The following is a 12,520-nucleotide window of genomic DNA, read 5'->3' as shown; positions in this document are numbered from 1 at the left end:
TGCAGTTCGGACACTGCAGGTGGACCTGGGGCCCGTTGTTCCCGATCAGATAGCGCCAGTGGCTCCGGCAGTTTCGGCGCTCCAGGCAGGTCCCGCAGACGCGGGCGTCGTCGCAACCGGGGCACGCGACCCAGGCCTGCCGAGCCGGGTCGGCGTGGGGATCAAGCGGAAGACGCACGGCCCGGCTCCTCCCCGGGCAGCGCACCGGCCGCGACCAGCATCGCGTACAGCCGCTGCTGCTCCTCGTCCAAGCCCGAGTACAACAGGGCGTGCGCCGCCTCCTCACGCAGAACGGCCACGGGGTCCCAGTCGGGCCCAAGGGCTGCCACGACTTCGGCGCGCCGACGTGCCTCCTCACCTCACGACCGCGCAAGGTCCCCGGCTCCCCGACAGCGACCACTCCCTGAAGGCAGGCGCACGGGGACCGGTCCTGCTGCAGGACCACCATCTTCGGGAGAAGATCACTCACTTCGACCATGAACGCATTCCCGAGCGCGTCGTGCACGCACGCGGCGCCGCCGCCCACGGGGTCTTCCAGGGATACGGCACCGCCACGAAGATCACCAAGGCGGCGTTCCTGGCGAAGGGCGTCGAGACGCCGGTGTTCGTGAGGTTCTCCACCGTCCTCGGATCACGCGGTTCGGCTGACACGGTGCGTGACACGCGTGGTTTCGCGACGAAGTTCTACACCGAGGAAGGCACCTTCGACCTGGTGGGTAACAACATCCCGGTCTTCTTCATCCAGGACGCCATCAAGTTCCCCGACATCATCCACGCCGCGAAACCGCACCCCGACCGGGAGATCCCGCAGGCGCAGAGCGCCCATGACACCTTCTGGGACTTCGTGTCCCTGCATACCGAGGCCACCCACCACACGCTCTGGAACATTCGGCGTCCACACGTTCCGCCTGGTTGACGCCAAAGGGGCCACGACCCTGGTGAAGTTCCACTGGAAGCCCAAGCTGGGCGTCCACTCCCTGGTCTGGGAGGAGGCACAGATCACCAACGGTATGGACCCCGACTTCCACCGCAGGGATCTGGCCGACGCGATCGAGGCGGGGGCCTTCCCCCAGTGGGAGCTGGGCATCCAGACCTTCCCCGACACTCCGGACCAGACTTTCGAGGGCATCGACCTCCTCGACCCCACCAAGATCGTCCCGGAGGAGCTGGCACCGGTTCAGCCCATCGGGCTGATGACGCTGAACGCCAACCCGGCCAACTACTTCGCCGAGACCGAGCAGGTGGCCTTCCACCCCGGGCATCTCGTTCCCGGAATCGACGTCACGGACGACCCGCTGCTCGCGGGACGCCTGTTCTCGTACCTCGACACCCAGATCAGCCGACTGGGCGGCCCGAACTTCGCCCAGATCCCCATCAATCGGCCGCACTCCCCCGTCAACGACATGCTCCGCGACGGCATGCATCAGACCGCCGTCCACGCCGGGACCGCCCCCTACCGGCCCAACAGCCTGGACGGCGGCTGCCCGTTCCTCGCCGGAGCCGACACCGCCGCCTTCATCGAGGCGCCCGTCGAGCTGCCCGCGGCGCGAAAGGTCCGCGAGGCGCCCGCATCGTTCGCCGACCACTTCAGCCAGCCCCGGCTCTTCTGGCTCAGCATGACGCCGGTGGAGCGCGAACACATCGTCGCCACCTACACCTTCGAACTGAGCAAGTGCTACGAACAGGCCATCAAGGAGCGTGTCCTGACCGTCCTCGCCAACATCGACCCCCAGCTCTGCGAAGAGGTCGCCAGCGGACTCGGACTCCCCGTACCGGCCCCCACGGAGCCCCTCACGCGTCCCGACCCGAGCCCGGCACTGTCGCAGCTCGGCCGGACCTGGCCCGTGGACGGGCGTGTCATCGGCATCGTCGCCCACCCGGCGGCAGACCTGAGGAGCGTCCGCTCCGTACGGGACGCGGTGTCCAAGGCGGGCATGGTTCCCCTGGTCATCGCCCCTACAGGCGGCGTCCTCGGCCGCGGGAAGACCCGGTCACCGTGCAGCGCACCTTCGCCGCCGCCCGTTCCGTCGAGTTCGACGCCCTCCTGCTCGCCGATACGCCCGAGGCCGGCGCCGACGCCCACGGCGCCCGCGACGCCAAGGCCGGTGCGGCGGAGCCCGGCGGTCCGGATCCCCGTGTCCTGCTGCTGGTCTCGGAGGCGTACCGCCATGGCAAGGCGATCGGCGGATGGGGCGATGCCTCTCTGACCCTTGAGGCTGCCGGCATCGGGGCGGATGAACCGGGCATCGTACTGGGCGGCACCCCCGGTGCAGTCCTCAAGCAGATTACGAAGTCCCTGGCCGGACACCGCGCCTGGGACCGGTTCCCCACCACGCTCTGATCCCCACACCCCTGCCACGAGTCCGAGGATCAGAGCGGGCGGCCGCCGAACGGCGGGAAGCCGTAGTACGTGCCCAGCTCCTCGCGGTACCCCGAGTCGCCGAGGTGCTTCTCACGGTGGAACTCGGGGGAGTCCTTGATCTGCTCCTTGGTCAGGTCGACGAAGATCGTCCCGTCCTCCGGATCGACCCGGGTCACCGTGCTCGCTGGCAGGAGGACCTCCTTTCCGAAGATCCACACACCGGTGTCCACGACCAGGTAGGCGTCACCGACCTCCTCGGAGTGCTTGTCGACCTTGCCGATGCTCCCGTCGGTCGCCTCCACCTTGTAGCCGGTGAGATCGGCGCCGGCCAGGTGGCCCGAGGTCGACCTGAAACTCCACACATGCTCAGTCACGCGAAAACAACTCCTCCGGTAAAGGGAGAGCGGCAAGGAAATTCCTGCCGCCTCTACTTTCAGTACGTCGCGCGCGGCGCACTTTACGACTTGCCACGCGTGCCACGTCTTGCCGAAATTCCGCCTACCCGGCTTCCGGTCTCCCATTCGCCTCATCCGTATGGGACCCTGGCGCGGACCGGTCGAATGGACCCGCTACCATCGATACCACCGCCCACTACCGGACTTGGGGCGGGCGACGAATCCGAGCAGCCAGACGACGAGCAGGGTGATCGCAATCCACCAGAGAATCTTCAGCGCGAAGCCGGCGCCGAAGAGAAGCAGGATCAGCAGAAGAACGAGAAGCAGGGGAACCACGATTATTACCTCCGGAATACGGTGTGCCCCGGTCTCCTCCTCACACACCTGCGAGAGGCCGGGCGCCGAATCTTCCATGCGACGCGGGGCCTAACCTTCGAAAAGGAAACGGGCGGCGTGTTCGTACTGAACTTGATTGAGTGATGTCGGGGTCGGCCGCCTGGCAGGAGTCGCGAGTCTCGCGGGCCTGTGGGTGTTGCCGAGCAGCCTGTCGGGAGAGGATCCTCCCGTGAACCAGCCCCTGCCGCAGTTGCCGAAACCCGAGTTCGTCTTGATTCCTGTTGAGGCCCCGCCCGAGGTGCCCACCCAGGTTGCTGTCGATCTCAGGAAGACCGGCATCCCAGCCGGGCTGATCGGTTACGAGTACCGACCGCTGAGCGAGCCGGTGTACTTCGCGGGGCTCGGTGAGCATGGGCTGGTAGGGATTGCGACGAGTGGCCTGCTCGGACGTATCGGTATCGCGATTGACGTGGCCAGCGGTCACGTGGTGCAGACTCCCGCGATCGAGACAGCGGCGGTCAGCCACGTGAACAGGGACCTCGCCTCGTTCAACCGATGCGTCGCGGCCGTGATCGCACGCTTCCCGTTCCATGCCGAGGGCGATGAGGAGACATACGAGGTGGCGGAAGAGTTGCGCGACCTCCTTTCCGGCATCGACCAGACCGCTCTCGTGCTCGATGGGTTCTGGGAGACCTTCTGCGACGACGTGGAGATGGGGGACTACGCGGACTGGGATGCATGATCCGGGACTGGTCCCCGCTCACGGTCAGCCATCCAGAGTCAGGCCGGTGGCAGCGATGCAGCCGTCGACGAGGGCAGGGCGGTACTGGATCTGCTTGAGGCTGCGCTTCATGGTCCAACGCCGGCCACCCACCGCCCCTGCTCCGCACACCCGACGGACGCGTGACCCAGCTGCTCGAGCACGACATCCTGCTGCACCGGTCCCTCGGCCCGTTCGCCCGCACAGAGCACCGCCGCGCGCTGCCTCCGGGCTCGACGCTCCTGCTCTACACCGACGGGCTCGTCGAACGCCGCGGCCACGACATGGACGCCGCCGTCGCGCAGCTCATCGCCCTCCTCGCCCGCCAAGGGCACCGCCCTCCGGACGAACTGCTCCACCGGACAAGCAACCGGCTGGCGCACCCTGCACCCGAGGACGACATCGTCCTGCTCGCCGTGCGTACCCCCACAATCCCGCATTCGTAGCGGTGCTGAGACGACCTCGGATGCGACGCCCCGGCCTCGTTCGCCGGTTCACCACGGCGCTGGTTGCGACGACCACCTGGCCCGGTCGAGCAGCGCATCACCGCCCTGCACGCCCTGACAAGGGGAACTCCGGGGTGGTGTCTTCGGGTGTCGTGCGTATCCGTCCTGTTCTTCCACTGCGGCTCGTCATCGGCCGAAGTCACGGTGCCGTGGGACACAGCGGCAGATCTCCACGCTGGCGCGGGTCGGCTCCGCGAAGCAGGCTGAGAAGCGCACGTAGCGCTGCCGTGTGAAGAGGGCCCGGGGTGATCCAAATCGCGGATGTCCGTGAGTGGCGGACCCACGACGTCATTGACGCGGGCAGCCACAAGATCGGTGTGATGGAGGCCGTCTACGTGGACACCAGCACCGACGAGCCCGCCATGGCCACCGTCGAGGGGCCTGCCCACCCGCCAGGCGCGATCGTGGGGCCTGGCTGCATCAAGGCCGGCTACGACAAGTCGGTGGTGAAGAAGTGCCCAGCGATCGGCACGGACGATGTTCTGCCAGCTGAGGACGAGGCCGCGATCTTCGCCCACTACGGCCTGCCGTACCAGCCCGGCGCGAACGCGAGCGACAGCTCGCCCGCCGCTGACCCGCCCACCGAGGAGGTGACTACACCATGACGCTCTTCCTGATCCTCGTCATCGCCGCGATCGTGCTGGGCATCATCGGCATCGTCGTGTTCGTCGCCGCCCTGGTGTATCTGGGAATGTACGTGCGACGCTCCGGCCGCCACAGCCGCACACTCCGCTGAGATGCTCGAGCCGCAGCGCGGGACCACGCGAGGGCGGCAGCAGCGCTCTTGAGCGTGGCTGTTTCACCTGAGCCGGTTGCGAACAGCAGGCTCTCCGCACGTCTGGCACACCCCGCGCGGCTGCGACGTCTCACCGCCTCCCCTGCACGAGCTCTTGGGCCCGGGCTGGCTGCGGCTGGAGGCCTGGACCTCACTTCGGAGCCCTTCGACAGGATGCGGCGCTCGGGTAGCGGAGCTGCGCGGCAGCGTGGAGCCCACCTACGTAGAGGGCGCCTGACCGATGCGTTGAGCGAGGTGGCACGCACCACAGCCGCCGTCTGAGCTGGCGCTTCGTCCAGTCGACGCGACCGCATCAGTAGACGGTGGGACGATGAGAAGAACAACGGCAGACGCGCGGGTACCCAGGCGCGACCCTCCCCAGTCAGACAGCAGGCCAGGCCATGACGAAGCAGCCGAAGCCGTCTCAGCCGAGGCACGGCAAGGGACCGAGTCCCCACGAGGGCACCAAGCAGCACGGCTGGTCCCCCGACGTGGACGAAACCCGCCAGCAGGAGAACCCGAGCGCTCATCGATCCTTCCACCCCGACAAGTACGCCCCGTCCAAGGGCCCCGGACGCGCAGTTTCCGAGGAAGAAGGCGGAAACCCCCACGGCAAGCCGGTCAAGAGCCACGGCAAACGAGGTGAGGAGCAGAGCGAGGGCTCTGGGGAGAAGGGGATGCGCGATCTGGGCGCCCGTGGCCGCTCCCAGCGGCCCAGCGGAACGAAGAGTGCGTCCGCCACGACGGGCGTGGACCCACAAGACCCGCCCGGCAAGCGCAGCGCCGGGTAGCACCGCCTTGACAGCGCTCATGTCCGCCCCTTTCTGCATACGCCCCTACCCGGGGCGGGGAGAACAGGCATACGACACAGATTTCGGCTGCCTGCAGCTCGATGGCCAGGTCGTCGCTGGCTGTGGCACCCATGCAGGAGGCAGCCTCGGACCAGCGAGCGCGATGGAGCGGGGCGTCGGCCTCAGGCCCGGCGCAACGCTTCGATGTCCGGCGTGATGCGGAGGATCGCCGCTGCTCGCTGAGTTCCAGGAGTCGGCGCGGTTGAGGGAGGAGAGGGCCCGCCACCGTGAACCGGGGGAGCCGGCGACTGGCCTGTACGAGGAGTCGGAAATAGACCGGAGTCTGCGTAGACGACACCGGACACGTCGATGATCGTTCGCGCGGCCCGGGTGGATTGGGCATCGACCAAGGCTCTGCGGAACGGCGCCAGTTCCGCTGTCGAACTCGCCGGCGAGGACGAGGACAAGTGCGCCATCCCCGCTGTCGGGCAGATGAGTCACGCTGGCCCCGCTGAGCGTGCTCGCCAGCCAGGAACCGTAGGTCGGCCGCCGGCCGCGCCCCGGGCGCGGCCTGAGGGGACTGGAACCGGAAGGGGCATCGCAGCATGCACCGCCTTCATCGACGCCGCGTGGTAGCGGTTGCCCGCCTGCCGATCATGACCGGGTCAGGACCGGGAAAGCCACGTCTTCAATCATTCCGAGCACAGTGAAAATCCGGCTGAACCGGTGGCGGGGTAGCCAAAGAACGAGAGAACATTGCCGACACCGAGGTCGTGCCCTGCGTCGATATTGCCGCAAATCCTGGCCAGGTTGACGATGATGGCGGCGATCAGAAAGATGCGGCCGGCCGAGGAGCACACGGCTCCTTGGATCCGCGCCGCACAAGCCGGGGCCTATCCTGGTTCTTGCTGGCGCCGTCACTGATGACGCGGGCGATCCGGGTCTCGGTGTCGTACGTGACGCCGACCGGGACAAGGTGGGGTGTGCCGTCAGGCCGGAGGGTGGTGAGGAAGCATGTTCATCGCTCCTGCCAGAAGGTGTCGCCCTCGCTAGCAGCGGGTGTGTGGCGTCGGTGCTCAACAGTCTGAGTCTCCTCGTGCGATGGTCTTGGGGCAGGACCCCATTGGATGGGGCAGCCTTCGAAGGTACGCCAGGGGGCCCACCACCGCGCCCGGCCCGAGGACCAGATTGCCCGCCAGTGCGTCCCGCGCCGGGGCCAGCCCGAAGACGTGGCGGCCGCCATCACCTTCCTCGCCGGACCGAGCGCATCGTTCGTCACCGGACAGTCGTTGCACATCGATGGAGGCTGGCAGCTCCACTGACCCCCGCCCCACCACTCACCATGGAGAAGGATTCCCATGAAGCAGCGCGTTCGAGCCGTACTCGTCACCCCGAGCGGCACCATGCTCGTGATCAAGCGCATCCGCCCCGGCGTCGACCCCTATTGGGTCATCGTCGGGGGAGGCGTTGAGGAGAGCGATGCCACCCGCGAGGGAGCGCTCCTGCGCGAGGTCCGCGAGGAGATCGCAGGCGACGCCGAGATCGTCCGCCTGCTCCACGAGATGGAGAACGGCAAGGGCGAGAAGGAGTTCTTCTACCTGGCCCGCATCGACACGTGGGACTTCGAGAACCGAACCGGCCCGGAGTTTGCCCGGACCGACCGAGGTGAGTACCTCCTCGAAGAAGTCCCGCTCACCAACAAGGCCATCGCCGACCTGAACCTGTTGCCCGAGCAGATCTCCACGGTTCTGTGCCGGGCTCTCGACAGCGGCGACTTGCTCGCCGTGTAGACGGGGGGCCAGCGCTCGGCTGGGTGATTGCTCGTGCCCGGGCCGCTGGCGCTGCTTGAGATGGTCGTGGACCTGCTACACCGATGACGAAGGTTCGAGCGCCGCGATCGTACGAGCCGGATTACTGATCTCGTTCTTCCATCGAGGTCGGCCTGCGGTGCCGGCCCTGGCCCTTGCCCATCGCGGGCCGGTCCCACTCAGCGGGCTTGCCCTGCGGGGGTGGCGGGTACAGCAGGGCCCGGGCGGCGGCCAGATTCTCGACGATGCCGATCACCTTCCACTCCGTGCCGGTCCACTCCTCGATCGCTCTCGGCGCATCGGGGTCGACGTGGGCCCCGCGGTGGGGCCCGTCGCCGAGCGGCACAGCCCGCTGCTTGCCCTTCGAGGAGGCCTGGCGTTCGGCGCGCCGGCGCGCCCAATCCTCCAGCGGTTCGTCATCGTGCATCTGGGCATCGTGGCCGAGAGGCGGTCTCGGCCGCCACCCTGTCCCCCGTGTGGGTGACGGCCTCCGGCAGAGCGGATCGTCCTGGTCACTCTGGGGCTACGGGGAGCAGTCACGGGCGAAGCCGAGCCCGTCGGGGTTGGTGGCGAACAACCTGCAGATCAGGTCCTGGTAGTCGGCGCTCGGCAGGAGGCCGGCCTCCCACTGCTTCCAGGACCTCTCGGACAGGCTGACCCTCGGCAGGCCATCGGTCGCGACGAGCTGGTGGACGGCAGCGACGGCTTGGACGACGGTCCAGCCGGTGGCGATGCGGCGGCACTTGAGCAGCCGGTGCCCACAGTGGGCCTGGATCTCGGCAGCGATCAGCGCCACCAGTTCGGGCGGGCCAGGCCGGGTAGGCAGCAACGGCCGCACCACTCGGTAGCTCGGAGATGCGAATCGAACCGAGCGATGCCGGAAGGCCCTGTTGTCGTTGCTTTACGCGTCCGCGCCCGTTGACTTGCGCGTACAGCCGGAAGATCACCCGACCAGGAATTCTGTTCGACCCGCACGTTCCATGATCGGTGCGACAACGGCTTCTCAGCGATATACCGCCATTAGAGTGGCAGTGAACAGAGCCCCCGACCAGTGCGCAGGTGTGTCAGCGGCCCGGTGCGCCGGCCGGCACGACCGGAAGTTCCAGCACCCCGGTGTCGCCGGGTGCGCTGACAACGGTCACCGGCTTGATTCCCCGGTTGCCGAAGTACGCGGTGTCACTCGCCGCGATCACGAACCGGAGCCGGTGCCCCGCCTCGTAACGGTGCACGATGCCGGGCAGTTCCACCGTGAAGGGACGGGTGACGTCGGGGACCCGTACCGGCGAGACCAGGCGGTTCACGAGCTTCTGGCTGCCGTCCGGGGCCACGTCGTAGACCTTCGCGAACAGGACCAGCTTGTCCGAGGCGTCACCGCTGTGCTGGACGCGTTCCGTCTTCGGCGACACGACCTTCAGGGTGGCCTTCGGGGCGCCGACGACATCGACGGGGGCGGTCAGCGGCGCGCTGGTCCAGCCCAGGTAGGTGCCCTTGGTGTCGTACGGCGCACGGTCGGGCCGTCCGATGAGACCGGCGAGCAAGCTTTCGGAGTGGCTGGTCGGCACCAGCCAGTTGCTGTACTGGCGGCTGCCCCGGACGACCTTGGACCGGTTGTCGACCAGTTTCCCGTCGCCGGAGAGATACATGGTCCGCGAGAGGGCGGGCACGGAGCCGGCCGTGCCGTAACCGCTCTGCCAGTCGCGGTAGTAGGCGAAGGCCGGGCCGGTGTCGGTGTGCTTCTCCTGGAGGTAGCGGTCGAACCAGGCGAGCACGCGCTGTCCGACGTAACTGGACTCCAGATTTCCTTCCTCGAGGTTCAGTTCACCGGGGACTTGGCCGCCGCTGTGCCCCGAGGACTGCCAGATCATCTTTGTCGTGGTGCCCTGCGCCTTGAGGGTCTTGTACGTGGCGATGGCCTCGTTCAGGTTGAACAGGCTGTCGGACTGTCCCTGGACGAGGAGGGTCGGCGCCTCGACGCGGTCGAGGTACGAGACGGGCGAGACGCTGCGCGCGTAGGCGAGCATCTCGTCGGTCTCGCTCTTGGGGTAGCGACCGGAGTTCAGCAGCCGGATGGTCTCGCAGGCCTGCGCCGCGAAGTGGAGGCAGGTGAGGCTGCCGAATCTGGACGGGTCGAGGCTCGCGTTGAGCAGTGTCTGTCCCTCACCCAGCAGGTAGAAGGCGTTGGTCCACTGCCACTTGAAGACGCCGGGGGTGTCGGAGGAAACCCCCTGGCGTGCACCGGTGTTGTTGGGGGCGAGCGCGTACCCCAGGTCGTTCCAGGTGATGAGCGGGACGAGCGCGTCGACCCGGTGGTCGACGGCCGCGGTGGCCATCTGGACCGCCCCGCCGTACGAGCCGCCGATCATGCCGACGCGCGGATCGCCCGCCCTGTCCTGGGTGACGTAGTCGGCCTTGGTGCCGTCGTCGGCGGCGCGGGAGCCGGCCAGGAAGTCGAGGAGTCCGGAGGCCGCCTTGCCGTCGACGGCCGGGTCGTCGAGGGTGATGAGACAGCCCGACTTGCCGAAGCCGAGTCCGGAATAGACGAGGCCGACGTATCCGCGTGCGGCGAAGGCCTTGCCGATGCCATCCGTCGAGGACTTGCTGCCGCCGAAACCGTTGGTGGCGAGGACGGCGGGGGCGGGATGCGCGGCATCGACGCTCGCGGGGCGGTAGAGGTCGGCGTCCACGGTGTAGGAGCGGTCGCCCGCCCGGACGGTGAACTTCAGTGGGGTGACGGTGTACTGCGCCGTTTCGGCCTGGGCCGGGCCGGCGAGGGCGAGGGGGGCGGCCAGCGCCGCTCCGGCTGCGAGGGCAAGTGGCTTGCGGAACCTGGAAACAGCACCTGACATGAAGACCTCCACGGCGAGGAAACCCTACCGACCGGTAGGTATGGGGCCCGCTCATGCTGTGGCAGGCGTTCCAGGCGTGTCAATGCTCAAGGCGGCGCTTCCGGAATCCCGCTCAACTTCTAGACCTGCCTGGGGAATTCAGGTATGCGTGCCGAGGGGAATCGTCAGCGTCGTCGGGCTGTGGCCGAAGCCCAGCTCCTCGACGACCGGTATGCCGAGGCCGCCGAGCCGGTCGGCGAGGACGGCCCGCACCTGCTCGTACGGAACGCAGTTCTCCCGAGCGGGACCGGTGAAGTGGAGGAGTGGCTTGTCGCGGCGTTGAAGGTGGGTGCTCCTGCACTGGGGATGGACGGCGATGCGGGTGCCTGGTGATGCCTAGAGCGGCGGTTCCTCCTGGGCCCAGGGGCGTTCGGCCTCCATCTGGGCGGCGAGGGAGAGCAGCAGCCCCTCTCCACCGAGTGGGCCGACGAACTGGACGCCCAGCGGTAGGCCCTGCGGCGTGCGGTAGCCCGGGACCGACATGGCGGGGCGGCCCGTGATGTTGGCGAGTTGGGTGAAGGGGACCGCGGCGAGGTTGGCGAGTTCGAGTTGCTTCCACAGGCGGGTTCCGGCGAGCTGTCCCAGGAGTCCCAGGCGCATGAGCACGCGGCCCCCGGTCTTGATCCAGATGGGTGTGTCGAGTTCGCCGACCCGGACGGGCGGTCCGCCGAGCGTGGGGGTGAGCAGCAGGTTGTAGCGCTCGTGGAAGGCGGTCAGGGCGCGGGCGGGTTCGTTCCACCGGTGGTTGGAGGTGTAGTACTCCGGTGCCCGGATCGACCGGCCGACGGCCGCGAGGAGCAGGGTGTCCGTCTCGAAGTCCCGCGACCGTGCGCCTGTCGTCCGGCGCAGCTCGGCCACGGTGGCCGCGGTGCTGGTGTACCAGGCGGTGAAGAAGTCGAGCGCCAGGCGTTGTCCGTCGACGGCCGGCTCGGCCGGCTCGATGTCGTGGCCCAGCCGCTGCAGGAGCGCGACGGTCTCCTCGACCGCGGCCACGGCCTCGGCGGCCACGGGGGTGCCGATCGGCGAACGGGTGGTGAAGCCGATGCGCAGTCTGCCGGGTGCTCGGCGCGCGGCCTGCGCGTACGGGATTTCGGCGCGGCCCGGCAGGTACGGGCCGCCGAGGTCGATCCCCGTGGTGAGGACGTCGAGCATCGCGGCGGTGTCGCGCACGGTGCGCGAGAGCACCCCCTCGGCGGCCAGCCCCTGCATGTGTTCCGCGTGGGACGGTCCCGCCGGCAGCACGCCGCGGCCGGGCTTGAGGCCGAACAGTCCGCAGCACGCCGCGGGTATGCGGATCGAGCCGCCCCCGTCGTTGCCGCCCGCGGCGGGGACGATCCCGGCCGCGACAGCCGCCGCCGAGCCGCCGGACGAGCCTCCTGGAGTGTGGTCGAGGTTCCACGGATTGCGCGTGGGTCCGGCAGCCTCGGGCTCCGTGACCGACTTGAGGCCGAACTCCGGGGTGTTGGTCTTGCCGAAGATGACCAGGCCCGCATCCAGCCACCGCTGGACGACCTCGCTGTGCCGGGACGCCACATGACGTCCTGCGGCGCGCGAGCCGCTCCCGGTCGGCAGTCCGGCGTAGTCCTGGAACAGGTCCTTGATCAGGAAGGGCACACCGGCGAGAGGTCCGCCGAGGTCCTCGGTGACGCGCCCCCGTGCGAGCTCGTACATGGGCGTGACGATCGCGTTGAGACGCCCGTTCACGGCCTCCGCCCGCTCCACGGCGACATCGAGCAGCTCACCCGGTGTGACCTCCCGCTTGGCGACCAGTTCCGCCAGCCCCACCGCGTCGAAACGCCGGTACTCCGCGTACTGCATGGGCACCCACCGCCTTAAAACTAGAGTGCGTAGTTTCGCGGTAGGCTGCCATGACGTGATCGTCAGAACAAGAGCCGGAACGAG

13 protein-coding genes and 5 pseudogenes are annotated in these 12,520 nt (G+C 68.4%); 8 read left to right on the top strand and 10 right to left on the bottom strand.

Features of this window, described 5'->3' with window-relative positions; all coding sequences use genetic code 11:
• Nucleotides 1-161: 161 nt before the first annotated feature.
• Nucleotides 162-356: pseudogene (locus tag ACIBG6_RS07010) on the bottom strand (DUF6400 family protein); the annotation flags it as partial.
• On the opposite strand from ACIBG6_RS07010, the pseudogene ACIBG6_RS07005 reads away from it, so the two are divergent.
• Nucleotides 323-2,341, top strand: a pseudogene (locus tag ACIBG6_RS07005) (catalase). The pseudogenes ACIBG6_RS07010 and ACIBG6_RS07005 sit on opposite strands and share 34 nt — an antisense overlap.
• Nucleotides 2,342-2,370: 29 nt before the next feature.
• On the opposite strand, the gene ACIBG6_RS07000 reads toward ACIBG6_RS07005, so the two are convergent.
• The gene (locus tag ACIBG6_RS07000) at nucleotides 2,371-2,736 is read right to left on the bottom strand and encodes a PRC-barrel domain-containing protein (protein ID WP_399221528.1); all 366 of its coding nucleotides are present in this window, start codon (nucleotides 2,734-2,736) and stop codon (nucleotides 2,371-2,373) included.
• A gap of 195 nt (nucleotides 2,737-2,931) precedes the next feature.
• On the bottom strand, nucleotides 2,932-3,093 hold the full coding sequence (locus ACIBG6_RS06995; protein WP_399221950.1) for a hydrophobic protein: 162 nt from the start codon (nucleotides 3,091-3,093) through the stop codon (nucleotides 2,932-2,934).
• Between the two features lie 229 nt (nucleotides 3,094-3,322).
• On the opposite strand from ACIBG6_RS06995, the gene ACIBG6_RS06990 reads away from it, so the two are divergent.
• The 4 genes and pseudogenes from ACIBG6_RS06990 (at nucleotide 3,323) to ACIBG6_RS06975 (ending at nucleotide 5,095) form a co-directional block, all read left to right on the top strand.
• Nucleotides 3,323-3,835, top strand: a complete 513-nt coding sequence (locus tag ACIBG6_RS06990) for an SUKH-4 family immunity protein (RefSeq protein ID WP_399221527.1) — start codon at nucleotides 3,323-3,325, stop codon at nucleotides 3,833-3,835.
• Between the two features lie 161 nt (nucleotides 3,836-3,996).
• Complete coding sequence (locus ACIBG6_RS06985; protein ID WP_399221526.1) at nucleotides 3,997-4,299, top strand: SpoIIE family protein phosphatase; 303 nt, start codon at nucleotides 3,997-3,999, stop codon at nucleotides 4,297-4,299.
• A gap of 305 nt (nucleotides 4,300-4,604) precedes the next feature.
• Nucleotides 4,605-4,933 (top strand): annotated as a pseudogene (locus tag ACIBG6_RS06980) (PRC-barrel domain containing protein).
• A 27-nt stretch (nucleotides 4,934-4,960) separates the two neighbouring features.
• A complete protein-coding gene (locus ACIBG6_RS06975) occupies nucleotides 4,961-5,095 on the top strand; it encodes a hypothetical protein (RefSeq protein WP_399221525.1) in 135 nt (44 codons plus the stop codon).
• Between the two features lie 1,522 nt (nucleotides 5,096-6,617).
• Here ACIBG6_RS06975 and ACIBG6_RS06970 read toward each other — a convergent pair.
• Complete coding sequence (locus tag ACIBG6_RS06970; RefSeq protein ID WP_399221523.1) at nucleotides 6,618-6,785, bottom strand: hypothetical protein; 168 nt, start codon at nucleotides 6,783-6,785, stop codon at nucleotides 6,618-6,620.
• Between the two features lie 44 nt (nucleotides 6,786-6,829).
• Nucleotides 6,830-6,964: pseudogene (locus tag ACIBG6_RS06965) on the bottom strand (pyridoxamine 5'-phosphate oxidase family protein); the annotation flags it as partial.
• An 88-nt stretch (nucleotides 6,965-7,052) separates the two neighbouring features.
• Between ACIBG6_RS06965 and ACIBG6_RS06960 the strand changes: the two are divergent.
• Together ACIBG6_RS06960 and ACIBG6_RS06955 are read left to right on the top strand one after the other, a co-directional pair.
• Complete coding sequence (locus ACIBG6_RS06960; RefSeq protein WP_399221522.1) at nucleotides 7,053-7,247, top strand: SDR family oxidoreductase; 195 nt, start codon at nucleotides 7,053-7,055, stop codon at nucleotides 7,245-7,247.
• A 36-nt stretch (nucleotides 7,248-7,283) separates the two neighbouring features.
• Entirely contained in the window at nucleotides 7,284-7,715 is a 432-nt protein-coding gene (locus ACIBG6_RS06955) for an NUDIX domain-containing protein (protein WP_399221521.1), read from the top strand.
• A 121-nt stretch (nucleotides 7,716-7,836) separates the two neighbouring features.
• Here ACIBG6_RS06955 and ACIBG6_RS06950 read toward each other — a convergent pair whose 3' ends face one another.
• The 4 genes and pseudogenes from ACIBG6_RS06950 to ACIBG6_RS06935 all read right to left on the bottom strand — a co-directional run.
• On the bottom strand, nucleotides 7,837-8,160 hold the full coding sequence (locus ACIBG6_RS06950; RefSeq protein WP_399221520.1) for a DUF6087 family protein: 324 nt from the start codon (nucleotides 8,158-8,160) through the stop codon (nucleotides 7,837-7,839).
• A gap of 96 nt (nucleotides 8,161-8,256) precedes the next feature.
• Nucleotides 8,257-8,562 carry a hypothetical protein gene (locus ACIBG6_RS06945; protein ID WP_399221519.1) on the bottom strand — a complete coding sequence of 102 codons (306 nt, stop codon included), beginning with the start codon at nucleotides 8,560-8,562 and terminating at the stop codon, nucleotides 8,257-8,259.
• A gap of 235 nt (nucleotides 8,563-8,797) precedes the next feature.
• Nucleotides 8,798-10,579 (bottom strand): CocE/NonD family hydrolase, encoded by a 1,782-nt coding sequence (locus tag ACIBG6_RS06940; protein WP_399221518.1) that lies wholly within the window; start codon nucleotides 10,577-10,579, stop codon nucleotides 8,798-8,800.
• A 51-nt stretch (nucleotides 10,580-10,630) separates the two neighbouring features.
• Nucleotides 10,631-10,849: pseudogene (locus ACIBG6_RS06935) on the bottom strand (hypothetical protein); the annotation flags it as partial.
• Between ACIBG6_RS06935 and ACIBG6_RS06930 the strand changes: the two are divergent.
• Nucleotides 10,760-10,951 carry a hypothetical protein gene (locus ACIBG6_RS06930; protein WP_399221517.1) on the top strand — a complete coding sequence of 64 codons (192 nt, stop codon included), beginning with the start codon at nucleotides 10,760-10,762 and terminating at the stop codon, nucleotides 10,949-10,951. The pseudogene ACIBG6_RS06935 and the gene ACIBG6_RS06930 overlap by 90 nt on opposite strands.
• A gap of 3 nt (nucleotides 10,952-10,954) precedes the next feature.
• On the opposite strand, the gene ACIBG6_RS06925 is transcribed toward ACIBG6_RS06930, so the two are convergent.
• Nucleotides 10,955-12,436 carry an amidase gene (locus tag ACIBG6_RS06925; protein ID WP_399221516.1) on the bottom strand — a complete coding sequence of 494 codons (1,482 nt, stop codon included), beginning with the start codon at nucleotides 12,434-12,436 and terminating at the stop codon, nucleotides 10,955-10,957.
• Between the last annotated feature and the right edge of the window lie 84 nt (nucleotides 12,437-12,520).

This window comes from Streptomyces sp. NPDC050842, from assembly GCF_044456565.1.
In the GTDB taxonomy this organism is placed as follows: domain Bacteria; phylum Actinomycetota; class Actinomycetes; order Streptomycetales; family Streptomycetaceae; genus Streptomyces.
The sequence above is the reverse complement of the archived record's forward strand: the minus strand, read 5'-3'. Positions and strand labels throughout refer to the sequence as shown.